Annotated in this window: 20 protein-coding genes and 1 tRNA gene; 11 read left to right on the top strand and 10 right to left on the bottom strand. The window is 72.8% G+C overall.

Annotated elements, in window-relative coordinates; translation table 11 throughout:
- Positions 1 to 2 precede the first annotated feature (2 nt).
- The gene (locus tag ACFVQZ_RS14495) at positions 3 to 1,163 is read left to right on the top strand and encodes an acyl-CoA dehydrogenase family protein (RefSeq protein ID WP_030493936.1); all 1,161 of its coding nucleotides are present in this window, start codon (positions 3 to 5) and stop codon (positions 1,161 to 1,163) included.
- Positions 1,164 to 1,224: 61 nt separating this feature from the next.
- On the opposite strand, the gene ACFVQZ_RS14500 is transcribed toward ACFVQZ_RS14495, so the two are convergent.
- The 8 genes from ACFVQZ_RS14500 to ACFVQZ_RS14535 all read right to left on the bottom strand — a co-directional run bounded on the left by ACFVQZ_RS14500 (position 1,225) and on the right by ACFVQZ_RS14535 (position 11,766).
- A complete protein-coding gene (locus ACFVQZ_RS14500) occupies positions 1,225 to 2,742 on the bottom strand; it encodes a hypothetical protein (protein WP_383622152.1) in 1,518 nt (505 codons plus the stop codon).
- 174 nt (positions 2,743 to 2,916) lie between these two features.
- Positions 2,917 to 4,686 (bottom strand): IucA/IucC family siderophore biosynthesis protein, encoded by a 1,770-nt coding sequence (locus tag ACFVQZ_RS14505; RefSeq protein ID WP_030493934.1) that lies wholly within the window; start codon positions 4,684 to 4,686, stop codon positions 2,917 to 2,919.
- Positions 4,683 to 5,213, bottom strand: coding sequence for a GNAT family N-acetyltransferase (locus tag ACFVQZ_RS14510; protein ID WP_383622155.1), 531 nt, complete (start codon positions 5,211 to 5,213; stop codon positions 4,683 to 4,685). The genes ACFVQZ_RS14505 and ACFVQZ_RS14510 overlap by 4 nt, the downstream gene beginning before the upstream one ends.
- Positions 5,210 to 6,493: a lysine N(6)-hydroxylase/L-ornithine N(5)-oxygenase family protein gene (locus ACFVQZ_RS14515; protein WP_383622158.1), complete on the bottom strand. Its 1,284-nt coding sequence runs from the start codon at positions 6,491 to 6,493 to the stop codon at positions 5,210 to 5,212. Before ACFVQZ_RS14515 ends, ACFVQZ_RS14510 begins: the two co-directional genes overlap by 4 nt.
- Positions 6,480 to 7,919 (bottom strand): pyridoxal phosphate-dependent decarboxylase family protein, encoded by a 1,440-nt coding sequence (locus tag ACFVQZ_RS14520; RefSeq protein WP_383622162.1) that lies wholly within the window; start codon positions 7,917 to 7,919, stop codon positions 6,480 to 6,482. The genes ACFVQZ_RS14515 and ACFVQZ_RS14520 overlap by 14 nt, the downstream gene beginning before the upstream one ends.
- Positions 7,920 to 8,055: 136 nt before the next feature.
- Entirely contained in the window at positions 8,056 to 8,937 is an 882-nt protein-coding gene (locus ACFVQZ_RS14525) for a siderophore-interacting protein (protein ID WP_030493930.1), read from the bottom strand.
- 4 nt (positions 8,938 to 8,941) lie between these two features.
- Entirely contained in the window at positions 8,942 to 9,997 is a 1,056-nt protein-coding gene (locus ACFVQZ_RS14530; protein WP_030493929.1) for an ABC transporter substrate-binding protein, read from the bottom strand.
- Positions 9,998 to 10,149: 152 nt separating this feature from the next.
- Positions 10,150 to 11,766 carry a beta-N-acetylhexosaminidase gene (locus ACFVQZ_RS14535; RefSeq protein ID WP_383622167.1) on the bottom strand — a complete coding sequence of 539 codons (1,617 nt, stop codon included), beginning with the start codon at positions 11,764 to 11,766 and terminating at the stop codon, positions 10,150 to 10,152.
- Between the two features lie 165 nt (positions 11,767 to 11,931).
- Here ACFVQZ_RS14535 and ACFVQZ_RS14540 point away from each other — a divergent pair, with 165 nt between their 5' ends.
- Together ACFVQZ_RS14540 and glmS are read left to right on the top strand one after the other, a co-directional pair.
- The gene (locus ACFVQZ_RS14540) at positions 11,932 to 12,207 is read left to right on the top strand and encodes a hypothetical protein (protein ID WP_030493927.1); all 276 of its coding nucleotides are present in this window, start codon (positions 11,932 to 11,934) and stop codon (positions 12,205 to 12,207) included.
- A gap of 59 nt (positions 12,208 to 12,266) precedes the next feature.
- Complete coding sequence (gene glmS / locus ACFVQZ_RS14545) at positions 12,267 to 14,084, top strand: glutamine--fructose-6-phosphate transaminase (isomerizing) (RefSeq protein WP_030493926.1); 1,818 nt, start codon at positions 12,267 to 12,269, stop codon at positions 14,082 to 14,084.
- Between the two features lie 172 nt (positions 14,085 to 14,256).
- Here glmS and ACFVQZ_RS14550 read toward each other — a convergent pair whose 3' ends face one another.
- On the bottom strand, positions 14,257 to 14,820 hold the full coding sequence (locus ACFVQZ_RS14550) for a GPR1/FUN34/YaaH family transporter (protein ID WP_030493925.1): 564 nt from the start codon (positions 14,818 to 14,820) through the stop codon (positions 14,257 to 14,259).
- A 275-nt stretch (positions 14,821 to 15,095) separates the two neighbouring features.
- Entirely contained in the window at positions 15,096 to 15,617 is a 522-nt protein-coding gene (locus ACFVQZ_RS14555) for a universal stress protein (RefSeq protein WP_030493924.1), read from the bottom strand.
- 363 nt (positions 15,618 to 15,980) lie between these two features.
- Here ACFVQZ_RS14555 and ACFVQZ_RS14560 point away from each other — a divergent pair, with 363 nt between their 5' ends.
- The 8 genes from ACFVQZ_RS14560 to aspT all read left to right on the top strand — a co-directional run bounded on the left by ACFVQZ_RS14560 (position 15,981) and on the right by aspT (position 24,083).
- Positions 15,981 to 16,385 (top strand): hypothetical protein, encoded by a 405-nt coding sequence (locus ACFVQZ_RS14560; RefSeq protein ID WP_321192624.1) that lies wholly within the window; start codon positions 15,981 to 15,983, stop codon positions 16,383 to 16,385.
- Between the two features lie 406 nt (positions 16,386 to 16,791).
- Entirely contained in the window at positions 16,792 to 17,961 is a 1,170-nt protein-coding gene (locus ACFVQZ_RS14565; RefSeq protein WP_383622174.1) for a helix-turn-helix domain-containing protein, read from the top strand.
- Positions 17,962 to 18,104: 143 nt separating this feature from the next.
- Entirely contained in the window at positions 18,105 to 18,707 is a 603-nt protein-coding gene (gene orn, locus ACFVQZ_RS14570) for an oligoribonuclease (protein ID WP_030493921.1), read from the top strand.
- Between the two features lie 119 nt (positions 18,708 to 18,826).
- Positions 18,827 to 18,899: transfer RNA gene (locus ACFVQZ_RS14575), tRNA-His, on the top strand.
- A gap of 194 nt (positions 18,900 to 19,093) precedes the next feature.
- Positions 19,094 to 20,440, top strand: a complete 1,347-nt coding sequence (locus ACFVQZ_RS14580) for an ABC transporter substrate-binding protein (RefSeq protein ID WP_383622178.1) — start codon at positions 19,094 to 19,096, stop codon at positions 20,438 to 20,440.
- 5 nt (positions 20,441 to 20,445) lie between these two features.
- Complete coding sequence (locus ACFVQZ_RS14585; protein ID WP_030493919.1) at positions 20,446 to 21,429, top strand: carbohydrate ABC transporter permease; 984 nt, start codon at positions 20,446 to 20,448, stop codon at positions 21,427 to 21,429.
- On the top strand, positions 21,348 to 22,274 hold the full coding sequence (locus ACFVQZ_RS14590) for a carbohydrate ABC transporter permease (protein WP_030493918.1): 927 nt from the start codon (positions 21,348 to 21,350) through the stop codon (positions 22,272 to 22,274). Before ACFVQZ_RS14585 ends, ACFVQZ_RS14590 begins: the two co-directional genes overlap by 82 nt.
- 126 nt (positions 22,275 to 22,400) lie before the next feature.
- Positions 22,401 to 24,083, top strand: a complete 1,683-nt coding sequence (gene aspT, locus ACFVQZ_RS14595) for an aspartate-alanine antiporter (RefSeq protein WP_383622182.1) — start codon at positions 22,401 to 22,403, stop codon at positions 24,081 to 24,083.
- The last annotated feature ends 1 nt before the right edge of the window (position 24,084 follow it).

The following is a 24,084-nucleotide window of genomic DNA, read 5'->3' on the forward strand; positions in this document are numbered from 1 at the left end:
CCATGTCCCTCGACCACCGGCTCTCCGACGAGCACGAGGAACTGCGCCGCACCGTCGAGCAGTTCGCCCACGACGTGGTGGCGCCGAAGATCGGCGACTACTACGAGCGGCACGAGTTCCCCTACGAGATCGTCGCCGAGATGGGCCGCATGGGCCTCTTCGGACTGCCGTTCCCGGAGGAGTACGGCGGCATGGGCGGCGACTACCTGGCCCTCGGCATCGCCCTGGAGGAACTGGCCCGGGTGGACTCCTCCGTGGCCATCACCCTGGAGGCGGGCGTCTCCCTCGGCGCCATGCCGCTGCACCTCTTCGGCACCGAGGAGCAGAAGCGGGCCTGGCTGCCGAAGCTGTGCGCCGGCGAGATGCTGGGCGCCTTCGGGCTCACCGAACCCGGCGCGGGCTCGGACGCCGGCGGCACCCGGACGACGGCCGTCCGGGACGGCGACCACTGGGTCATCAACGGCTCGAAGTGCTTCATCACCAACTCCGGCACGGACATCACCGGCCTGGTCACGGTCACCGCCGTCACCGGCCGCAAGCCCGACGGACGCCCGCTGATCTCCTCGATCATCGTCCCGTCCGGCACCCCCGGCTTCACCGTCGCCGCCCCCTACTCCAAGGTCGGCTGGAACGCCTCCGACACCCGCGAGCTGTCCTTCGACGACGTCCGCGTCCCGGTGGAGAACCTGCTCGGCGAGGAGGGCCGCGGCTACGCGCAGTTCCTGCGGATCCTCGACGAGGGCCGGGTAGCCATCGCGGCGCTCGCCACCGGCCTCGCCCAGGGCTGCGTCGACGAGTCGGTGAAGTACGCGAAGGAACGCCACGCCTTCGGCCGGCCCATCGGCGACAACCAGGCCATCCAGTTCAAGATCGCCGACATGGAGACCCGCGCCCACATGGCCCGGATCGGCTGGCGGGACGCGGCCTCGCGGCTCGTCGCCGGCGAGCCGTTCAAGAAGGAGGCGGCGATCGCGAAGCTGTACTCCTCCACGGTGGCCGTGGACAACGCCCGCGACGCCACCCAGATCCACGGCGGCTACGGCTTCATGAACGAGTACCCGGTGGCCCGCATGTGGCGCGACTCGAAGATCCTGGAGATCGGCGAGGGCACCAGCGAGGTCCAGCGGATGCTGATCGCCCGCGAACTGGGCCTCACCGGCTGACCGCCGCACCGGGACGCCCCCGCGCCCGCCGCACCCGCACCGGTGCGGCGGGCGCGCCCGTTCACCGCGCCGACGGCGACACGTACGCGTCGAAGGCCCGCCAGCCGGGCGCGGACGGCAGCCGGGTGACGCGCCAGCCGGCGGCGTAACCGGGCGGCGCCTTCCCCGCGTGGACGACGACGGCGAGCGGCCCCCGCCGGGCCAGTTCGGCGAGACCCGCCTCCGTGATGCTGCCGTCGTGGCCGCGCGGCTGCCGCGACGCACACCCCGTGTAGTAGCCGATCGGCACGTACTCGCGGCCGGTCACCGTGCACGGCGGACGGACCCCCAGCCCGTGCAGCGCGGCGGCGATCCCGGTGAACTGCGCCCGCACCGACCGGCTGTAGCCGACCGTCCGGTGCAGGACCGCGTACTGCACGGCGAGATGCCCGGCGAGCGCGACCGCCAGCAGCCCCGCGACGACCCGCCGCCGGCCCGGACGCACCGCGCCCACCAGCGCGAGCACCCCCTCGGCGGCGGGCAGCGCCAGCAGCGCGTACGCGGGCAGCAGGAAACGCGGAGCCGCGTACCCCACCGTGAAGAGGTACGGGAACGCCAGCGAGGCCGCGGTGACGGCCGCGAGCACCGCGGCGGCCCCCCGCCCCGCCCGGACCGCGGCGGCGACACCGCCGGCGACCAGCACCGGCAGCACCAGCCACCACAGCGCCGTCCACGGGTGCTCCCACGGCACGTCGCACGGCCGGCACAGCGTCCGGCCGGCGAGCGCCCGCACGTGGTCGTCGACGGAGAAGTACCAGCCCAGACTGCCCTGGATCTCCCCGGCGCGGTGCAGCCGGGCCGCGAGACCCCCGTACGAGGTGTACGCCTCCACCAGCCACGGCACCGCGCCCAGGCCCAGCCCGGCGGCGACGACGGCCGGCACGGCGCGGCGCCGCCGCCACCCCGGGACCACCAGCGCGGCGGCGGCCAGCGGCAGCGCCAGCCACAGCCCGTCCGCCGGGCGCAGCAGCGTGACGGCGGCGACGGCGGCGCCGAGCCCGGGCACCGCCCACCGGTCCCGCCGCCCCCGGCCGGACGGGGCGACCGCGCGCAGCAGGAAGCCGGCGGCGGCCAGCGCCCCGAAGGCGCACCACAGATTGGGCATCACGCGCGGCCCGTAGAAGAGGGTCACCCACAGCCCGGCGAACAGCCCCCCGCCGACGGCGAGGACCCGCACCGGCAGCACCGGCCGCCACACGCACAGCGCACCGAGGAGCGCGGCGCCGGACAGCACGGCGAGGTAGACCCGCAGGACACCGGTGGAGGCGGTGAACGCGGCGACGGGCGCGACGAGGTAGCTGACGCCCCGGGCGCGGGGCGCGCTGAAGTAGGCCGGCGGGGCGTTGCCGCCGACCTGGCTGACGTACACGGCCTCGTCCCAGCCGAGCCCGGTCCCGGGGACGGCGAGGGCGAGCTGGGCGAGGACGAAGGCCCCGGCGACGGCGACCAGGGGCCGGGCGGTGCGCGCGGGCCGGGGTGCGCCGGGATGCCGGGGGCCGCTCGGGGACCGCGGGCGGGCGCTCGCTTCGGGGGTCGTCATCCCGACCACCCTGCCGCGCCCTCGGAGCCGTGCCCGGCGGCGCGCCGCACGCCGCGCCCCGGGCACCCCGACAGGAGCAGCGGCGGGACGCGGCGCCCGGGGACGGCAACGCGGGCCCCGGCGGAGGACCGTACTCCGCCGGGGCCCACGCCGGTCACGGGGCCTCCTGGTCCGTCAGGCGAACCGGGCGATCGGGTTGACGAGGTCGCCGACGAGCTGGAGGGCCGCCGACGGGTCCGCCAGGTCGACCATCTGCTTGTTGTTGCGCAGCTGGAGGCGGTTGAGCGCGGACAGCGCGAACGTCTCCGCGAACATGTCGTACTGCGCGAAGCGGTCCGCCAGCTCGGGCTTGGACTCCTGGTAGCCCTTGACGCACTCGGCGACCGTCCGCCAGAACACGTCCTCGGCGACCGTGCCCTCGGCGGCCAGGGTCGCGCCGAGGAAGCGGAAGAAGCAGTCGAAGACGTCCGTGAAGACGGACAGCAGCTTCATGTCCTCAGGGACCTCGGCGCGGATCCGCTCCACCGCCGGCGGCAGGACCGCGTCCGGGTCCATGACGCAGATCTCCTCGGCGATGTCCTTGAAGACCGCCCGGTCGACGGCGCCCCGCTCGTCCAGCACCAGGATCACGTTCTCGCCGTGCGGCATGTAGACCAGGTCGTAGGCGTAGAAGCAGTGCAGGATCGGCAGCAGGTAGGCGTCGAGGTACTTCCGCAGCCACTCCTCCGGCGCCAGGCCCGACTCCTTGATCAGCGCGCCGGCGAAGGACGCGCCCGCGTGGTCGACATGGAGCAGCGAGGCCATGGTCGCCAGCCGCTCGCCGTCGGCCAGCCGCTCGACCGGCGACTCGCGCCACAGCGCCGCGAGCATCTTGCGGTACGGCGAGTAGCGGTCGGTGGCGGCCTCGTACTCCAGGTGCCGGTAGCCGGCCGCCGCCCGCTCGCGGATGATCGAGAACCGGGCCTCCGTGAGGACGGGGTCCGACTCGATGAGCTGCGCCAGCCAGTCGTTGATGGCCGGGGTGGCCTCCATGTAGGCGGCGGACAGGCCGCGCATGAAGCCCATGTTGAGGACCGACAGGGCGGTCTTCACGTAGTGCTTGGCCGGGTCGGTGGTGTTGAAGAAGGTGCGGATGGACTGCTGCGCCAGGTAGGCGTCGTCGCCCTCGCCCAGGTAGACCAGGCGCTGCTGGGCCACCTCGGCGGCGAAGGTCACCGACAGCTTGTTCCACCACTGCCAGGGGTGGACCGGCATCAGGAGGTAGTCGGCGGGGTCGAGGCCGCGCTCGGTGAGGATCCCGGCGTAGCGGTCGACGGCGGCGTCGCCGAGCTCGGCGCGGATGAAGGCGTCGTACTCGATGCCGGCGCCGGCGGTGAAGGCGGCCCGGTCGCGGCGGGCGGCCAGCCACACGAGGTGGAGGGGGCTGGCGGCCTCGGGGGCGTAGGCGTGGTACTCGTCGACGCCGAAGCCGAGGCGGCCGTTGTTGGCGACGAAGCAGGGGTGGCCCTCGGTCATCCCCGTCTCGATGTCCTGGAAGCCGGCCCGGGCCAGCTCGGCGGCGGGCACCTGCGGCTTGGCCGACTTGTAGGCGGTGCCGGAGAGGGTGGAGGAGATCTCCTCCAGGTAGACCGGCAGGATCTCGTCGCTGAGGCCGAGGGAGCCGCGCAGTTCGGTGACGAACTGGAGGGCGTCCAGAGGCAGTTGCTCGTCGCCGCGGTGGCGGCTGATCGAGTCGGCGTAGACCTGCCAGTGGTCGAGGGCGAAGCGGTCCGCGGTGAAGCGGTACTCGGTGGCGCCGTCGTCGCTGAGGACGCGGTAGCGGGACTCGCCCAGCTCCTGCGGGTTCAGCAGCCGCTCGTGGGCGAACTCGGCGAGGCCCTTGCGGATCAGGGCGCGGTTGGCGGCGGCCCAGCGCTCGGGGGTGAGGTGCGCGACGGGGTTCATATCAGGGCTCCGACGGCGGTCTCGAACTGGGCGCGGGTGCAGAAGCTCAGCAGGGCCTTCTTCTCCGGCTTCTGGATCTCGCGCTCGGGCACGAAGCCGACGGCCTCGTTGAGCGCGTGGACGGCCTTGTTGCGCACGTCGGGCTCGACGACCACGCGGGCGGTCGCCGGGTCTGCGAACAGCTCGGCCATCACGGCGGTGATCACCTTGCGGGTGAAGCCGTGCACGGGGGTGTCCGTGGGCGCCACCAGGAAGTGCATGCCGACGTCGCCGGGCTGCGCCTCGTAGAGCCCGACGAGCTCCACCCGCGAGGGGTCGTACCGCTCCATGAGGAAGGCGGGCTCGCCGTCGACGAGGCCGATGAAGGCGTCGTGGTGCGGGTGGGCGGCGATCTCCATGTAGGCGCGCTCGACGTCCTGGACCTGCGCGTCCTGCATCATCCAGAAGGCGGCCTTGGGGTGGGTGACCCACGGGTGGATCAGTTCCGCGTCCGTCAGCGGATCGAGGGGACGGATCTGGACGGTCATACGGTGAACTCCTGGAACGCGATGGTCTTCTCGACGGGGTAGTACTCGGAGCCCAGCATCTCCCGGATGATGTACGCGTTGCGGTACGGGCCCATGCCCAGGTCCGGCGAGGTGATCGAGTGGGTGTGGACGCCGGCGTTCTGGAGGAAGACCTGGCGGCCGGTGGTGTCGATCGCGTAGTTGCGGGCGAGGTCGAAGCGGCCCTGTCCGTCGAACCGGAGGCGGTCGCGGACGGGCTCCAGGAAGGCCGGGACGGTGTACTTGTAGCCGGTGGCGAGGACGAGGCCCTCGGTCTCGATCTCGTAGTCCTTCTCCTGCTCCTCCTGGCGGAAGCCGAGGGTGTACGTGCCGCTGGTCTCGTCGTACGAGGCGGTGTGCAGCGCGGAGTTGGTGAGCAGGCGGGTGGGGACCGGGCCGGCGAAGTTCTTCTGGTAGAGCAGGTCGAAGATGCCGTCGATGAGGTCGCCGTTGATGCCCTTGAAGAGGCCCTTCTGCTGGGTCTCCAGGCGGTAGCGGGTCTCCTCGGGGAGCGCGTGGAAGTAGTCCACGTACTCGGGGGAGGTCATCTCGAGGGTGAGCTTGGTGTACTCCAGCGGGAAGAAGCGCGGGGAGCGGGTCACCCAGTTGAGCTTGTAGCCGTGGACGTCGATCTCGGACAGGAGGTCGTAGTAGATCTCGGCGGCGGACTGGCCGCTGCCGACGATCGTGATCGACTTCTTGCGCTGGAGGGCGGCCTTGTTCGGCACGTACGCCGAGTTGTGGAGGAGGTCGCCGCCGAGGTCGCGGCAGGACTCCGGGAGGTAGGGCGGGGTGCCGGTGCCGAGGACGATCCGGCGGGTCCGGTAGGTGTCGCCGGCGTCGGTGGTGACCGCGTACACCTCGGAGGCCTCGTCGTACGCGACGGAGGTGACGGTGGTGGAGAAGCGGATCGACGTGAGGCGGTTCGCGGCCCAGCGGCAGTAGTCGTTGTACTCGGCGCGCAGCGGGTAGAAGTTCTCGCGGATGTAGAACGAGTACAGCCGGCCCTTCTCCTTCAGGTAGTTGAGGAAGGAGTACGGGGAGGTCGGGTCGGCGAGAGTGACCAGGTCCGACATGAACGGCGTCTGGAGGTGGGCGCCGTCGAGGAACATCCCGGAGTGCCACTCGAAGTCGGGCTTGGTCTCCAGGAAGAGGCCGTTCAGCTCGTCGATGGGTTCGGTCAGGCAGGCGAGTCCGAGGTTGAACGGACCGAGCCCGATCCCGATGAAGTCGTGGATCTCAGCGATCTCAGGCGTGGACAAGGTTCTCTCCCAGGTACTGCTCGGCGTGGCCGGCGATCAGATCGAGGACGGCGGCGATGTCGGACACCGTGGTCTCGGGGTTGAGCAAGGTGAACTTGAGGTACTGGCGGCCGTCGACCTTGGTGCCGGCGACGACGGCCTCGCCCGACGCGAAGAGCGCCTTGCGGGCGTAGAGGTTGGCGCGGTCGATCTCGGCGGGCGAGGTCACGTCCTCGGGGACGTAGCGGTAGACGAGGGTGGACAGCTGCGGCTCGACGACCACGTCGTAGCGGGGGTCGGCGGCGAGCAGGTCGTAGCCGGCGGCGGCCAGGTCGCAGACCTCGTCGAAGAGTTCGCCGACGCCGTCGGCGCCCATGACGCGGAGGGTCATCCACAGTTTGAGGGCGTCGAAGCGGCGGGTGGTCTGGAGCGACTTGTCGACCTGGTTGGGGATCTGCTCGGCCACGGTGCGCCGGGGGTTGAGGTAGTCGGCGTGGTAGGTGGCGTGGCGCAGGGTGGCCCCGTCGCGGACCAGCACGGCGGAGGAACTGACCGGCTGGAAGAAGGACTTGTGGTAGTCGACGGTGACCGAGTCGGCGCGCTCGATGCCGTCGAGGAGGTGGCGGCGCTTGAGGGAGGCGAGCAGGCCGCAGCCGTAGGCGGCGTCGACGTGCATCCAGGCGCCGTACTCCTCGGCGAGGGCGGCGATCTCGGGCAGCGGGTCGATGGAGCCGAAGTCGGTGGTGCCGGCGGTGGCGACGATGGCCATGGGGACGAGGCCCTCGGCGCGGCACGCCTCCAGTTCGGCGGCGAGGACGACGGACTGCATGCGCCGGTTCTTGTCGACGGGGATCGAGACGACGGCGTCGCGGCCGAGGCCGAGGAGGGTGGCCGACTTCTGGACGGAGAAGTGGCTGCACTCGGAGGAGAAGATGCGGAGCTTGGCGAGGTCGGTGGTGCCGGCCTCCTCGCGGGCGAGCAGCAGGGCCTGGAGGTTGGACTGGGTGCCGCCGCTGGTGAAGACGCCGTCGGCGAGCGGGCCGAGGCCGATGCGGGCGGTGGTCCAGGCGATGAGCTTGCGCTCGATGAGGGTGCCGCCGGCGGACTGGTCCCAGGTGTCGAGGGAGGAGTTGACGGCCGAGAGGACGGCCTCGCCGAGGACGGCGGGGATGACGACCGGGCAGTTGAGGTGGCCGAGGTAGCGCGGGTGGTGGAAGTAGACCGCGTCGCGGAGGTAGACGTCCTCCAGCTCGTCGAGGGCGGCGGAGGCGTCGCCGAGGGGCCGGTCGAGGTCCACGGCGTCGATGACGGGGGCGAGTTCGGCCGGGGTGACGCCGGTGAACGGGCCGCGCGTCGTGGCGAGTTTCCTCGCCACCCGCTCGACTCCTTCGGTGACGGAGCGTCGGTAGCTCTCCGCCGTGGTGTCGTTGAGCAGGTGCGAGCGCATGTGGGGGCCCTTCCGGGACGAGGGGACGCGGTCTCCAACCGGCGATGTCGAAGTAAGGTTAGCCTAACCTAATTTGATACGACAACGGCCCCCCGACCGGTGAAGGTTGAGGGGCCGCGACGTGACGGAAGGGGCGCTACGCCGAAGCCGGCGCCGCCTCGTCGCGCTCCGCGTCCTGCGCCGTCTCGTCCGGCACCTCGCGCAGGGCGTCCTCGGACAGACCCTTGCGCCAGTAGCCCACGAACGTCACCCGGCGCCGGTCCAGCCCGCGCTCGCGCACGAAGTGCCGCCGCAGCGCCTTCACCGCGCCGGACTCGCCCGCGATCCACACGTACGGCGACTCCCCGGGCAGCTCCGCGCCCGCGACCGCCTCCAGGCCGGAGGGCGCGCCCTCCTCCCGGACCAGCCAGGTGACGGTGGCGTCCGCCTCTGTCGCCAGCTCCATCCGGTCGCCGGAGTACGGCACTTCGAGGTAGACCTGGGCGCGGGTCTCGGCCGGCAGCCACTCCAGGATCGCGGAGGCGGCGGGCAGCGCCGTCTCGTCCGCCCAGATCAGCACCGAGTCGGCGCCGTCCGGCAGCCGGAAGCGGACGCCGGTGTTGTCGGCGACCGCCGGGCCGAGGACGACCACCCGGTCACCGGGCGCGGCGTGCTGCGCCCAGCGGCAGGCCGGGCCGCCGTCCTCGTGGACGGCGAAGTCGATGTCGACCTCGTGCACGGGCTCGGTGCGCTGGGCGCGGACGGTGTACGAGCGCATCACGGCCCGGACGTCGTCCGGCATGGCCCGCCAGGCGCCGAGGATCGCGTACATGTCCGGGTCGTCCAGCGGAGGCAGGACGGGGGCGTCCTGGCCGGGGTGCGGCAGGAAGAGCGAGAGCGACTGGTCGCGCCCGCCGGCGGCGAAGCGCTGCAGGTCCTCCCCGGTGAAGGTGACGCGGACCAGTGACGGGCCGAGCCGCCGCGTCCGGTCGACCTGGAGGGAGAAGAACTGGAACGGGGCGGTCTCGGCGTTCGTCATGGGGTCAGGCCACCTTCTTCGCGTTCTCCAGGGCGGTCGCCAGGTCCTCCAGCAGCGGGGCGCACTTGGCGTAGGAGTAGACGGGCTCGGTCACGCGCGGGAAGACCTGGCCGGCCTTGACGGCGGGCAGGGCGGCCCAGGTCGGCTTGGCCTTCAGCTGCTCGGGCTGGAGGGTGCCGGTGCGGTTGTCGAGCAGGATGACGTCGGCCTTGTAGGCGTCGACGTTCTCCCAGCTGAGGAGCTCGAACCAGCCGGACGGGTCCAGCTTCTTCGGGACGACGATGTTGAGGCCCAGCTCCTGGAAGAAGAGCGTGTCGGTCGGGCGGACCGGGGTCGAGACGTAGAAGGTGTCCGGGGAGCCGGAGCCGATGAGGACCTTGATGTCCTTCTTGCCCTGGGCGACCTTGCGCAGGCGCTCGGCGGCGGCCTCGAAGCGGGCCTTGTCCTTCTTCACGCGCTCGCTGTTGACGTCGGCGCCGAGCGAGGCGGCCAGGTCGGCGTGGCGCTGGAGGACGGACGGCATCGACTTGCCGGCGGCCCACAGGGCGACGCTCGGCGCGATCTTCAGGATCTTCGCCTTCTGCTCCTCCGGCACGTACCAGAGGGCGTCCTTCTCCCACATGTCGGTGATGAGCACCTCGGGCTGGAGCTTGAGGTACTCCTCGATGTTGAACTCGCCCCAGACGTTGCCGATGACCTTGACCTTGGTGATGTCGAGGTCGCCGGCCTGCACGTCCGGCTTCTTCTCCTTGGTCTTCGGGTCCTCGACGTAGGTCGGGCCGAAGACGCCGGTGACCTCGACGCCGAAGTCCTTGAGGGCGGCGGCCGTGCCGGTGAAGGCGACGATGTTCTTCGGCACCGACTTCGCCTTCACGGTCTGGCCGCGGTCGTCCTTGAACTCCCAGGAACCGGACTTGGCGGAGGCGGAGGCGGAGGCGCCGCCGCCCTTGGTCTTCTCACCGTCACCGCAGGCGGCGAGCACGGCGCCGAGCCCGAGGGCGCCGCCCGCGGCGAGGATGCCGCGGCGGGTGAGGGAAGTGGCTCGGGCGTTGCTGGGCATGGCGAGGTCGCTTTCGGTACGTGCCGGGGTCGGCCTGGGCAAGTCGAGGGTAGGTTAGCCTAACCTCACACCGATCAACAGAGCCGGGCCCCCGAGTGCTGGATCACACCGCGCCCGGGCCCGGACGCCCGCCCGCCGCCCCCGACGCCGCCTCAGCTCCCGGCCGGCCAGGGGACGTCCGGGGAGCGGTACCAGTCGATGCCCAAGGCCTCGAAGCGCGGGGCCTGTTCGGCCAGGCGGAGGCGGTACGCGTCCCAGTCGCGGGCTTCGGCCGGGGACCAGCCGAGTTCGGCGAGGCCGGGGAGGCGGGGGAAGGCCATCCGGTCGAGGTGGGCGGGGGTGGCGAGGGTCTCGGTCCAGAGCGGGGCCTCGACGCCCCGGACCGCGGCCTCGGGGACGCCGGGGAGGTGGGTGCCCGGATCCCATTCGTACGCCCGGCGGACGGAGACCGTGCCGGCCCACGTCAGGCCGAGCGGGGTGCCCGCCTCCTCCTTCATGTCGAGGTACGCGCGGTCGGCGGGCGAGAGGACGACGCCGGCGCCGGCGCGGGCGGCCGCGGCGACCGTCTCCTTCTCCTCCGCCGCGGTGCGGTCCAGGCCCCAGTACTGGATCAGGGCTCCGGGCGCGGGCGTGGCGCCGCCGGCGAGCTGGTGCCAGGCCATCACCTTCTTGCCGTGCCTCGCGACGAGCGGCTGGACGCGGTCCATGAAGGCGCGGTAGTCGGCGGGGCTGGTGGACGTCGCCTCGTCGCCGCCGATGTGGACGTACCGGCCGGGGGTGAGGGCGGCGATCTCGCGCAGCACGTCGTCGGCGAAGGCGTACACCTCCTCCTTGCGGGCGCAGAGGGTGGAGAAGCCGACCTCGATGCCGGTGTACGGCTGCCGGGGCTTTCCGTCGCAGGTCAGCTCCGGGTACGCGACCAGGGCGGCGTGGGTGTGGCCGGGCATGTCGATCTCGGGGATCACCTCGATGTGGCGGGCGGCGGCGTACCGGACGATCGCGCGGTACTCGTCCTGGGTGTAGAAGCCGCCGGGTCCGCCGCCGACCTCGGTGGCGGCTCCGGCGGCGGTGAGCGCCGGCCGGGAGCCGATCGCGATCCGCCATCCCTGGTCGTCGGTGAGATGGAGGTGCAGGACGTTGTACTTGTACAGGGCGATCCGGTCGATGTACGCCTTCACCTCCCCGGGCGTGAAGAAGTGCCGGGCGACGTCGAGCATGGCGCCCCGGTAGGGGAAGCGCGGGACGTCGGTGACGGTGCCGCCGGCGATCCGCCAGGCGCGGTGCTGGACGGTGTCGCGCTCGACGGCGGCGGGGAGCTGCTGGCGGACGGTCTGGACGCCGCGGAAGAGGCCGGCGGGGGTGCGGGCGGTCAGGGTGAGGCGGCCGGGGGCGGAGCGGAGCTCGTACCCCTCCTCGCCGAGGGGGCCGGCCGCCGGGTCGAGGCGGAGGCGGAGGTCGGCGGAGCCGTCGGTGACGACCGGGAGGCGGAAGCCGGTGGCGGGGCGCAGGGCGGCGGCGAGCTGTTCGGCGACGGCCCGGGCGCCCGGATGGGCGGGGGCGCCGATGCGGGTGGCGGCGGTGAGGACGTACGGGGCGCCGCCGGGCTCGACGGAGGCGGGGGCCGGGATGATCCGGCCGAGCGGGCGGACCTCGGGCTCGGCGGCCGGGACGGCGTCCGCGCCCGGGGCGGGAGCGGCGGTGCCCGCCTCCGTACAGCCGAGGGCGGCGGCGAGGAGCAGGACTGCGGGGGCGATCAGGCGCCGTCTCACGGGCGGTCCCCTTCGGTCGCGGGCGGGTCACCATGCGTACCGCCCCCGCCACATCTGGTCAAGGTCTGGACCAAGTGGCGTGCCAGGGCCGATGATCATGCAGTCTCTGCCCGATTTCGGGCAGGATTCTTGCGGGAAGCGCCGGGTACCCCTCAGTATTCATGGGTGCTCGAACGCCGCCCGTCCCATGACGACCTCATCGACCACCTGGTCCGGAGCACCGCGCTCCAGCGTGGTGAGGCCGCCCGGGTGGTGCTCGACGTGCTGGCGTACTTCGACGAGACGACCGAGGAGTTCGTCCGCCGCCGCCACCGCGAGCTGCAGTCCGGCGGCGCGGTGAACGCCGAGATCTTCGAACGGATCGCGGGCGAGCTGCCGCACCGGGCCGTCGCACCGCCGGAGCTCTCGCTCCGGCAGCTGCGCCGGATCGTCTACGGCTAGCCCGGCCCTCTCGTCCCGGACGAGCGGCACCATCATCACCAACCGGAGGGGTTTCCTTTATGTGCGGAATTGTCGGTTACATCGGTAAGCGCGACGTGGCGCCGCTGCTCCTGGAGGGCCTGGCCCGCCTGGAGTACCGCGGGTACGACTCCGCCGGCATGGTCGTCAACAGCCCGAAGAGCGCGGCGCTGAAGATGGTCAAGGCCAAGGGCCGGGTCCGCGACCTGGAAGCCCGCGTCCCCAAGCGCTTCTCCGGCACCACCGGCATCGCGCACACCCGCTGGGCCACCCACGGCGCCCCCAGCGACCACAACTCGCACCCGCACCTGGACCCCGAGAACAAGGTCGCGGTCGTCCACAACGGCATCGTCGACAACGCCGCCGAGCTGCGCGCCAAGCTGGAGGCCGACGGCGTCGTCTTCGCCTCCGAGACCGACACCGAGGTCATCACCCACCTCATCGCCCGCTCCCAGGCCGAGACCCTCGAGGACAAGGTCCGCGAGGCGCTCAAGGTCATCGAGGGCACCTACGGCATCGCCGTCATGCACGCCGACTTCGCCGACCGCATCGTCGTCGCCCGCAACGGCTCCCCGGTCATCCTCGGCATCGGCGAGAAGGAGATGCTGGTCGCCTCCGACGTGGCCGCGCTCATCGCCCACACCCGCCAGGTCGTCACCCTCGACGACGGCGAGATGGCCACCCTGAAGGCCGACGACTTCCGCACCTACACGGTCGCGGGCGCCTCCACCACGGCGACCCCCGAGACCGTCGAGTGGGAGGCCGCCTCCTACGACATGGGCGGCCACGACACGTACATGCACAAGGAGATCTCCGAGCAGCCCGACGCGGTCGACCGCGTGCTGCGCGGCCGGATCGACGACCGCTTCTCCACCGTGCACCTCGGCGGCCTCAACCTCGACCCGCGCGAGGCCCGCACCATCCGCCGCATCAAGATCCTCGGCTGCGGCACCTCGTACCACGCCGGTCTGATCGGCGCCTCCCTCATCGAGGGCATGGCCCGCATCCCGGCCGACGCCGAGCCGGCCTCCGAGTTCCGCTACCGCAACCCGGTCGTGGACCCCGACACCCTGTACATCGCCGTCTCCCAGTCCGGTGAGACGTACGACGTGCTCGCCGCCGTCCAGGAGCTCAAGCGCAAGGGCGCCCGCGTCCTCGGCGTGGTCAACGTGGTCGGCTCCGCCATCGCCCGCGAGGCCGACGGCGGCGTCTACGTCCACGCCGGCCCCGAGGTCTGCGTCGTCTCCACCAAGTGCTTCACCAACACGGTCGTCGCCTTCGCGCTCCTCGCCCTCCACCTCGGCCGCATCCGCGACCTGTCCGTCACCGACGGCAAGCGGATCATCGAGGGCCTGCGCAAGCTGCCCGCGCAGATCGAGGAGATCCTCAAGAGCGAGGACGAGATCAAGGAGCTGGCCAAGGAGTACGCCGGCGCCCAGTCGATGATGTTCATCGGCCGCGTCCGGGGCTACCCGGTCGCCCTGGAGGCCTCCCTCAAGCTGAAGGAGATCTCCTACATCCACGCCGAGGCGTACCCGGCCTCCGAGCTGAAGCACGGCCCGCTCGCCCTCATCGAGCCGGCCCTGCCGACGGTCGCGATCGTCCCCGACGACGACCTGCTGGAGAAGAACCGCGCCGCCCTGGAGGAGATCAAGGCCCGCTCCGGCCGCATCCTCGCGGTCGCGCACCAGCACCAGGAGAAGGCCGACCACACCATCGTGGTCCCCAAGAACGAGGACGAGCTCGACCCGATCCTCATGGGCATCCCGCTCCAGCTCTTCGCGTACCACACCGCCCTCGCCATGGGCCGCGACATCGACAAGCCGCGGAACCTGGCCAAGTCCGTCACGGTCGAGTAGTCGCCCGGCGGGACCTGTCACCCGCCGAGCACGCCACGGCCCCGGGCCTGTCCCCCGGAGCCGTACGCCGGGCCTGTCCCCCGGCGGAACCGACCGGACACGAGGAACGGCCCCCCGCGCTTCCCAGGAGCGCGGGGGGCCGTTCTGCTGTGCTTATTTCGGGCTCGGTCGGCTAGGCCGCCGCCGCCGTGCTGCCGCCGCGCGCGCGGCTCAGGGCCGGCCAGCCGGCGACCGCCGCCGTGGCGCCGTACCAGGCCGCGAGGCCCGCCAGCGCGGCCACCCAGCCGCCCGCCTTGCCGAGGCCCTCGTTGCCCGCCAGCGCGGCGACGCCGGAGAGCAGCAGGGCCAGGAACAGCAGGCCGTACACACCCTGGCCGAGGGCGCCGGCGCCCTTCGCGGCCAGCGTCAGCGTGAGGGCCAGGAGCGCCCACAGGAGCAGGAAGAGCCCGGCCGCGTCCGCCGAGGCGCCGCCGCCCACTCCGGTCCCCCAGGTGAACCAGAAGGCGCCGAGCGCCGTGAAGGCCGTGCCGTCGCCGGTGTCGCCCGCCCGCAGGGCGAGCAGGCCGACCAGGAAGAGCGCCACGCCGCCGACCCAGGTGGCGAGGCCCGCGGCATCGGCTGCCGCGACGTTGTCGATCACACCGGTGCCGCCCAGGCCGAAGGCCAGGAGGGTCAGTCCGAGTGCGAGGTTTCCGAGGGTGGAGGTGCCGTTCCCCGACGCGACGTCCTTGTTCACGTGGGGCTCCCTTCGAACGAGCGGTGATGCCGCGTGAGCTGCTGTTTCCGGTGCTCTTTAACTACCCTTCACAAGCGCACAAATCACCTGAGGCGGGCAGAATTTATCGGCGCGCCAAGGGAGTTGAGGGAGGGTCAGGTGATGCGGCCGAGCCGCCGCCGGGGCTTCGAGGGGGGCCAGGGCGCCAGGGAGTCCGGCAGGCGCCAGGGGATCCGGGGGCGCCAAGGGGCCGGCGAGCGCCAGGGGACCGGCGGGCGTCAGGCGATCCGGCGGTGTCAGGGGATGACGATCACGGGGCGCTGGGCGCGGCGGGCGAGGCGGCCGGCCACCGAGCCGAAGATCCGTCCGACGATGCCGTGCGTCGAGCCGACCACGATCGCGTCGGCCGAGTACTCGCGGCCGACCTCCTCCAGCTCGTGGCAGATGTCCCCGCCGCGCTCCACCAGGATCCACGGCACCTCGGAGAGGTGGTCGGCGCAGGCCAGCTCCAGGCCCAGCACCTCGGTGCGGTGGTCCGGGACGTCGACGAAGACGGGCGGCTCGCAGCCGGCCCACACGGTGGTGGGGAGCCGGTTCGCGACGTGCACGATGATCAGGCCGGAGCCGGAGCGCCGGGCCATGCCGATGGCGTACGCGAGGGCGCGCTCGCTGGACATGGAGCCGTCGAAGCCGACGACCACTCCGTGCCGGAAGGCCGGGTCGCAGGCGTGGCGTGGCTGTTCGACCGCGAGGGGGTCGACCGTGGAGTCGGCGACGCGCTTGCGGTCCGCGGGTTCGGGGAATTCGTGACCGGCCATCGGTGTCTCGGCTAGGGAAGTCCTCGTGGGAAGGGACGGTGGAGGGGAGCGCGACGGGTGGCGGCGGAGCTGTGTCCGGGAATCATCTTCCCAAGCCCATACCCCCAAGGGTACGGCGACACTCCTCTCCTGCCCAGGGTCCGCCGTGCCCCACCCGCTGTGCTGACCGCCCGTGCGCGGGTCGGCGCGCGCGGTGTCCCCCGGAGGATGCACGAAGGGTTCACCATCTGGCAATGCCGGATGTGCCCTACAGGTGTCCTCCGACCGCCCCCGCCAGGGCCGAACGGGCGTCGCTCAGAGTGACCGGAGCGTTCCGTTCCTCGTTCCCCTCCCGTCCGGATCGCCGCCGCAGGGAGACCGCCCGTGCCCGTCCCGTCCACCCCCGCCTCCGCTCCTTCCGCTCCCGCCGTCCGCTCCCGCAGGCGCGCCCGGGTGCCGGGCCCCGCGGCGCCCGCCGCCCCGGAGACGGGCGGACCGGCCGGGCCGGGCGCGGGTGCGGCGGCCGGCGGCGGGGCGGCTCCGGACGCGGCCGGCGGCGGGTTCGGGGACCCGGCCGGCGACGTGGTCCGCTGGGCCGTCTTCTGCTGCGCCCTCGTCCCGCTGGTGCTCGTCGCCTTCGGGACCTCGCTGGGCGGGGCCGGCGGGGCCGCGCTAGGGCTGGCGTCGGTGACGGCCGCGTGCCGGCTGCTGCTGCGCCGGGCCGAGCGGGGGCTGCGGGCGGAGGGCGCGGCGGGCGGAACGGGCGCCCGGGGGCGCCGCCGGGGCTGAACGGGGCCCTCCGGCCCCCGCCGAGTTGACAGGTTCGCACAGCCGATCCCATACGTTTTCAGCCAACTTGAAGTTCTCGGCGCGTCCTTGCCGAAACGGTACGGCAGCCTGTCCCCGCTCCCCGGGAAAAGCCCTGACCCCGGGGGCCGCACCCGTCGCGTACGGCCACTTCGCCGCCCGGGAGCCCCTTCGGGGGTCCCTCCGGCCGATCACCCGGCGATCGATCGCTTCACGCCAAGTGGCCTTGTCGACAATGTGCCGGATGGAGAAGTTGTCACGCCGGCGCCACGGGACGCAGTAGATTCGATCATGGGTACCGAAGACTGGGGTCTCGTGCAAAACCGAGGGGAAACGTGGCACAGCGACACGACCAGGGAGACGCGAACACCGAGGGGGGCTTAGCACCATGAGCCAGGACTCCGCCGCACCGGAGGTCGCACGGAAGCTGTCCGGGCGCCGCCGTCGCGAAGTCGTCGCGGTGCTGCTGTTCAGCGGCGGCCCCATCTTCGAGAGCTCCATCCCGCTCTCCGTGTTCGGCATCGACCGGCAGGACGCCGGCGTGCCGCGCTACCGGCTGCTGGTCTGCGCCGGTGAGGAGGGCCCCCTGCGGACCACGGGCGGGCTCGAGCTCACCGCGCCGTACGGCCTGGAGGCGATCGGCCGCGCCGGGACGGTCGTCGTCCCCGCCTGGCGTTCGATCACCTCGCCGCCGCCGCCGGAGGCGCTGGAGGCGCTCCGCAGGGCGCACGAGGAGGGCGCGAGGATCGTCGGCCTGTGCACCGGGGCGTTCGTCCTCGCCGCGGCCGGCCTGCTCGACGGCCGCCCGGCGACCACGCACTGGATGTACGCGCCGACGCTCGCCAAGCGCTACCCGTCGGTCCACGTGGACCCGCGGGAGCTCTTCGTCGACGACGGGGACGTGCTCACCTCCGCCGGCACCGCGGCCGGAATCGATCTGTGTCTGCACATCGTGCGGACCGACCACGGCACCGAGGCCGCGGGCGCGCTGGCGCGCCGGCTGGTCGTCCCGCCGCGGCGCAGCGGCGGTCAGGAGCGCTACCTCGACAGGTCTTTACCCGAGGAGATCGGCTCCGACCCGCTCGCCGAGGTCGTGGCCTGGGCGCTGGAGCACCTCCACGAGCAGTTCGACGTGGAGACCCTGGCGGCCCGTGCGTACATGTCACGGCGGACCTTCGACCGCCGCTTCCGCTCGCTGACCGGCTCCGCGCCGCTCCAGTGGCTGATCACCCAGCGGGTGCTCCAGGCGCAGCGGCTGCTGGAGACGTCGGACTACTCGGTGGACGAGGTCGCGGGGCGCTGCGGCTTCCGCTCGCCGGTGGCGCTGCGCGGCCACTTCCGGCGGCAGCTCGGCTCCTCGCCGGCGGCCTACCGGGCGGCGTACCGGGCCCGCCGGCCGCAGAGCGAGCCGGCGACGGCGGTCCTGGACCCCGTGGTGCCCGCGCAGGTGGCGGCCGGAATCCGCCGCCCCGGGGGGCCGCTGGAGCCGGGCAAGCCGCAGGGCGACGCCTACACGCCGGGCCGGGCCGCGCTGCCGGGCCAGCGGAGCGCGCAGTAGCGGCGCCGAGGACTGCGCCGCCACAAGCGGCGTGACGCGGGACCGACGGGCGTCCGGGGACACCTTCCCCGGGCGCCCGTCGGCCTGTCCGGTGCGCGCCCGGGGGCGTCGCCGGGGCGCCGTCGCCGCCTAAGGTAGGACGCATGAACGATCGCATGGTGTGGATCGACTGCGAGATGACCGGGCTCTCGCTGACGGACGACGCACTCATCGAGGTGGCCGCGCTGGTCACCGACTCGGAACTGAACGTGCTCGGCGAAGGCGTGGACATCGTGATCCGCCCGCCGGACCGCGCCCTGGAGACCATGCCGGAGATCGTGCGCCAGATGCACACCGCCTCCGGACTCCTGGACGCGCTGCCCGGCGGCACCACGCTGGCCGACGCGGAGGCGCAGGTCCTCGCGTACATCCGCGAGCACGTGAAGGAGCCCGGCAAGGCGCCGCTGTGCGGGAACTCGGTCTCCACCGACCGCGGCTTCCTCGCCCGGGACATGCCCGCCCTGGAGAGTCACCTGCACTACCGGATCGTCGATGTGTCCTCGGTCAAGGAGCTGGCGCGCCGCTGGTACCCGAGGGCGTACTTCAACAGTCCGGAGAAGAACGGCAACCACCGGGCGCTCGCCGACATCCGGGAGTCCATCGCCGAGCTGCGCTACTACCGGGAGGCGGTCTTCGTGCCACAGCCCGGTCCGGACTCGGAGACCGCGAAGGAGATCGCGGCCCGGCACGTCGTCCCGGCGGAGTAGGACCGTCCGGAAGGGCCCGCTCGCGCACCCGGGGAAAACGTGTGCGCGAGCACCCCTCGGAACCCTGTAGACTTCTTCTCGGCCGGTCGGGGAAACCTTCGGAAAAACCGCCGGTCGTGGTGGGTATAGCTCAGCTGGTAGAGCACCTGGTTGTGGTCCAGGATGTCGCGGGTTCGAGTCCCGTTACTCACCCTGAGGGCCGAGGCCCCGGTTCGGAAGAACCGGGGCCTCGGTCGTTTCCGCGTCCTCCCGAGCGCCGCGGGGAGCACGGAGCGCCGCGGAGAGCGCGCGGCGCCGCCGGCCGATGGGCCGGACGGGTGAGCCGGGCGCGGGCCCCGGCGCCGCCCCGCGGACCGCCCCGCCCCCGCCGCCTACGGTCGGGAGCCATGGGGTGGAGGACCGCGACACGACCACGAGGGCAGCGCCTGCGGGCCCTCGCCCTGCTGCTCGCCGCCGCGCTGCCGCTGCCCGTCGCCTGCTCCACCGACCCGCCCGTCCCGCCGGCCGCCGGCACCGGCGGGACCGTCGACGGCTCGGGCCGCCCGGTGACCCTCACCGTCGGGGTCTACGGCACCTTCGGACTGAAGGAGGCCGGGCTCTACGACGCGTACATGCGGCTCCACCCGGACGTCGCGATCCGGCAGACCTCCCTCACCCGCGCCGACGTCTACTACCCGCAGCTGCTCACCCACCTCACGGCCGGCGCCGGGCTCGCCGACCTCCAGGCCGTCGAGGTCGGCAACATCGCGGAGGTCGTCGACACCCAGGCGGGCCGGCTGGCGGACCTGGCGCACGCGCCGGGCGCGGACGAGGACGCCTTCCTGCCGTGGAAGTGGGCGCAGGCGCGGACCGGCGACGGGCGGGTGCTGGGGCTCGGCACCGACATCGGGCCGCTGGCCGTCTGCTACCGCAAGGACCACTTCGCCGCCGCCGGACTGCCCACCGACCGGGAGCAGGTCGGGCGGCTGTGGGCCGGGGACTGGCGGAAGTACCTGGAGACGGGACGGCGGTTCGCCGAGCGGGCGCCCGAGGGCGTGGCGTTCACCGACTCGGCGTCCGGGGTGATGGCCGCGGTGATCTCCGGGGCGCGGCTGCGGTACTACGACGCGGACGGCCGGCTCGTGGTGGCGTCCAACCCCGCCGTACGGGCCGCGTGGGAGCTCGGCGCGGAGTTCGCCGCGCACGGACTGACCGCCCGGCTCCAGCAGTTCACCCCCGACTGGGACCAGGGCTTCGCGCACGGCCGGTTCGCCTCGATCGCCTGCCCGGCGTGGATGCTCGGCTACATCCAGGACAAGGGCGGCCCGGACGGCGAGGGGAAGTGGGACGTCGCCGAGGCGCCCCGGCCGGGGAACTGGGGCGGTTCCTTCCTGGTCGTCCCGGCGGCCGGGAAGCACGTGGCGGAGGCGGCGGAGCTGGCGGCCTGGCTGACCGCGCCCGAGCAGCAGGCGGTCCTCTTCGAGCGGCGCGGCAGCTTCCCCAGTGCCCAGGCGGCGTTCGGCCTGCCGCAGGTGCGGGAGGCCCGGCACCCGTACTTCGGCGGTGCGCCGGTGGGCCGGATCTACTCGGCGGCGGCCAGGGGGGTGCCGGTGGCGCCGGTCGGGCCGAAGGACGGGCTGGTGAACCAGATCCTCTCCGACACCGGGATGCTCCAGGTCGACCAGACGGGCCGGTCGCCGGAGTCGGCGTGGCGGGCGGCGATGAAGGCCATCGACAACGCGCTCGACCGGTGAGGGAGATGACCGAGGACGTGAGGGAACGGGTGCTCGCGCCGGCCGCCCCGGCGGTGCCGGCGCGGTCCGGGCGGGCCCGGCGGCGGGAGCGGTCGGGGCGGCTGCGGTCGCGGGCCGCGCCGTACGTGCTGATCGCGCCGTTCTTCCTGCTGTTCGGGGCGTTCGGGCTGTTCCCGCTGGCGGCGACGGCCTGGACCTCGCTGTTCCGGGTGGAGCTGACGGCGCCGGAGGCCCGGGAGTGGGTGGGGGCGCACAACTACGCCCGGCTGCTCACCGACGACTTCTTCTGGAACGCGCTGGCGAACACGGTGGTGATCGGGGTGCTCGCGACCGTGCCGCAGCTGCTGCTCGCGCTCGGCGTGGCGCACCTGCTGGACTCCCGGCTGCGCGGGCGGCTGTTCTTCCGGGTGGCGGCGCTCGCCCCGTACGCGACGTCGGTGGCGGCGGCGACGCTGGTGTTCGCGCTGTTCTACGGGCGCGACCAGGGGCTGGTGAACTGGGCGGCCGGGCTGGTCGGGCTGGATCCGGTGGACTGGCAGAACGGGCCGTGGGCGTCGCGGCTGGCGGTCGCGTCGATCGTGATCTGGCGCTGGACCGGCTACAACGCGCTGATCTACCTGGCGGCGATGCAGACGGTCCCGCGGGAGCTGTACGAGGCGGCGGCGCTCGACGGGGCGGGGCGGTGGCGGCGGTTCTGGCACGTCACGCTGCCGGGGCTGCGGCCGGCGCTGGCGTTCACGGGGCTGGTGTCGGCGATCGGGGCGGTGCAGCTGTTCGGCGAGCCGCTGCTGTTCAGCAGCGGGGCGGGTGCCTCGGGCGGCGCCGACCACCAGTACCAGACGCTGGGTCTCTATCTGTACGAGCAGGGCTGGGTGAACCTCCATCTGGGGCGGGCGGCGGCGATCGCCTGGGCGATGCTGCTGCTCCTGGTGGTGCTGTTCGCGGTGGTGCGGCTGGCCGGGGTCCGCCGCGGGCGGGGGGCGCGGTGAGCGGGCGGGACGCGGACGGGGAGTCGTACGAGCGGGCGGGCTGGGGGACGTACCTGCTCCTGGTCCTGTTCACGGGGGTGTCGGTCTTCCCGCTGCTGTGGACGGCGGTGGCGGCCTCGCGGACGAGCGGGCGGCTCGCGGAGAGCCCGCCGCCGTTCTGGTTCGGGCGGAACCTGGGGCGGAACCTGTCGGTGGCCTGGCACGAGGGCGGGATGGGCGAGGCGCTGGCGAACACGGCGCTGGTGGCGGGGGCGGTGGCGGCGGGGACGGTGCTGTTCTCGACGCTGGCCGGGTTCGCGTTCGCCCGGCTGCGGTTCCGCTTCCGGGGGCCGCTGCTGCTCCTGGTGGGGGCGACGATGCTGATCCCGCCGCAGCTCGGGGTGGTGCCGCTCTATCTGCTGATCGCCCGGCTCGGGTGGACGGACCGGCTGCAGGCGGTGGTGCTGCCCTCGCTGGTGTCCGCCTTCGGGGTCTTCTACCTGCGCCAGCACCTGCTGCGGGCGCTGCCGCCGGAGCTGCTGGAGGCGGCGCGGGTGGACGGGGCGGGGACGCTGCGGGTGGTGTGGCACCTGGTGCTGCCGGCGGCGCGGCCGGCGATGGCGGTGCTGGGGATGCTGTCGTTCGTGGCGGCGTGGAACGACTTCTTCTGGCCGGTGCTGGCGCTGACCCAGACGGGGAACCCGACGGTGCAGGTGGCGCTGACGGGGCTGGGGCGGGGCTATGTGCCGGACACGTCGGTGGTGATGGCGGGGGCGCTGCTGGGGACGCTGCCGCTGCTGGTGGTGCTGGCGGTGTTCGGGCGGCAGATCGTGGGCGGGGTGATGCGGGGGGCGGTGAAGGGGTGAGCCCGGCCGGGAGGGGGTGTTCACCCGGACGGGCGTGGCGGCGGTCCTTCGCCGATCCACCACTGTTAGCGTCCCCTTATGTCCGCATTGAATGGTTATTCCCCCATGTGGGTGGGGTGAGGCCGGATGGGAGTCCTGCGCGACCATCCCGAACTCGCCCTGTTCGTCTGCCTCGCCGCCGGCTACCTCGTCGGCAAGCTGCGGGTCGGGCCGATCACGCTCGGCGGCATCTGCGGGACGCTGATCGTCTCGCTGCTCATGGGCGCCTGGGCGAAGGTCACCGTCTCCGACGACGTCAAGACGATCTTCTTCGCGCTCTTCATCTTCTCGCTCGGCTATCTCGCCGGCCCCCAGTTCTTCGCCAACCTCAACCGCAAGAGCCTGCGCTTCTTCGCGCTCTGCCTCATCGAGGTCGTCTGCGTCGTCGGCATCGCCCTCGGCCTCGCCAAGGCGTTCGACCTGGACGTCGGCACCGCCTCCGGCATCCTGGCCGGCGCGGCCACCGAGTCCGCGGTCGTCGGCACCGCCACCGAGGCCATCGGCAAGCTGTCCGACCTGACGCAGGAGCAGATCACCCAGTACCAGGGCCACGTGGCCACCGCGTACACGGTCTGCTACCTCTTCGGGCTCGTCACCATCGTGATCTACACCAGTCAGATCATGCCGATGCTGCTGCGGATCAACCTCCGCGACGCCTCCCGCGCGCTGTGGGAGCGGATGCGCGGCTCCGGCGGCGGCCTGGAGGCCGACGAGCGGGTGGCGCTGCCCGGCATGGTCGGCCGCACCTTCCTCGTCACCCTGGCGGACGGCGCCCGGGTCGCGGACCTGGAGCGGCAGTTCGGCAACCGGGTCACCGTGGAGGCGGTGAAGCGGGGCAGCAAGGTGCTCACCCCTCCCCCGCCCGACTTCACGCTGACCCTGTCCGACCTCGTCCTCACCGTCGGCCGGCGGGCCAACATCATCGAGGCCGGCCGGCTGATCGGCCCCGAGACCCCGGCCGTCCCCGGCCTGGACACCCCGCTCGCCACCACCCAGGTCTCGCTCACCGACAAGGCGGCGGACGGCAAATCCCTGGACGAGCTGACCACCGAGCACCCGGAGATCGCCTCCGGCGGCGTGTACGTGACCGACGTGCTCCGCAACGAGGCGCACCTGCCCGCCACCCCCGAGACCGTCGTCCACCGCGGCGACGTGCTCACCCTGGTCGGCGCCCGCTCCTCGCTCGGCAGACTGGCCTCCAAGGTCGGCTCGATCGTGAAGAACGACGCCACCGACTTCATCTACCTGGGCCTCGGCATCGCCGCCGGCTCCCTGCTCGGCCAGGTGGTGGTGGAGTTCGGCGACGTGCCGATGTCGCTGGGCACCGGCGGCGGCTGCCTGATCTCCGGGCTGCTCTTCGGCTGGTTCCGCTCCCGCACCCAGACCTTCGGCGCCTTCCCGCCGCAGGCCGCGACCACCCTGAAGGACATGGGCCTGGCCATCTTCATCGCCTGCACCGGCCTGGTCTCGGGCCCGCAGGCAGGGCCGCTGCTCAAGGAGTACGGGGCGCTGCTGCCGTTCGCGGGCATCGCCATGGTCCTCGTACCGGCCACGATCTCGCTGGTCGTCGGCCGGAAGCTGCTGAAGATCGAGAAACCGCTGCTGATCGGCGCCATCGCGGGCCAGCAGTGCTCGACGCCGGCCATCACCTCGATCACCCAGGTCGCGCAGAGCTCGGTCCCGATGCTCGGCTACACGATCACGTACACCCTCTCCAACTTCCTGCTCCCGCTGACCGGCCCGCTGCTGGTCGGCCTCCTCGGAGCCTGAG

Origin of the sequence: Streptomyces sp. NPDC057854 (genome assembly GCF_042797055.1) — a bacterium.
In the GTDB taxonomy this organism is placed as follows: Bacteria; Actinomycetota; Actinomycetes; order Streptomycetales; family Streptomycetaceae; genus Streptomyces.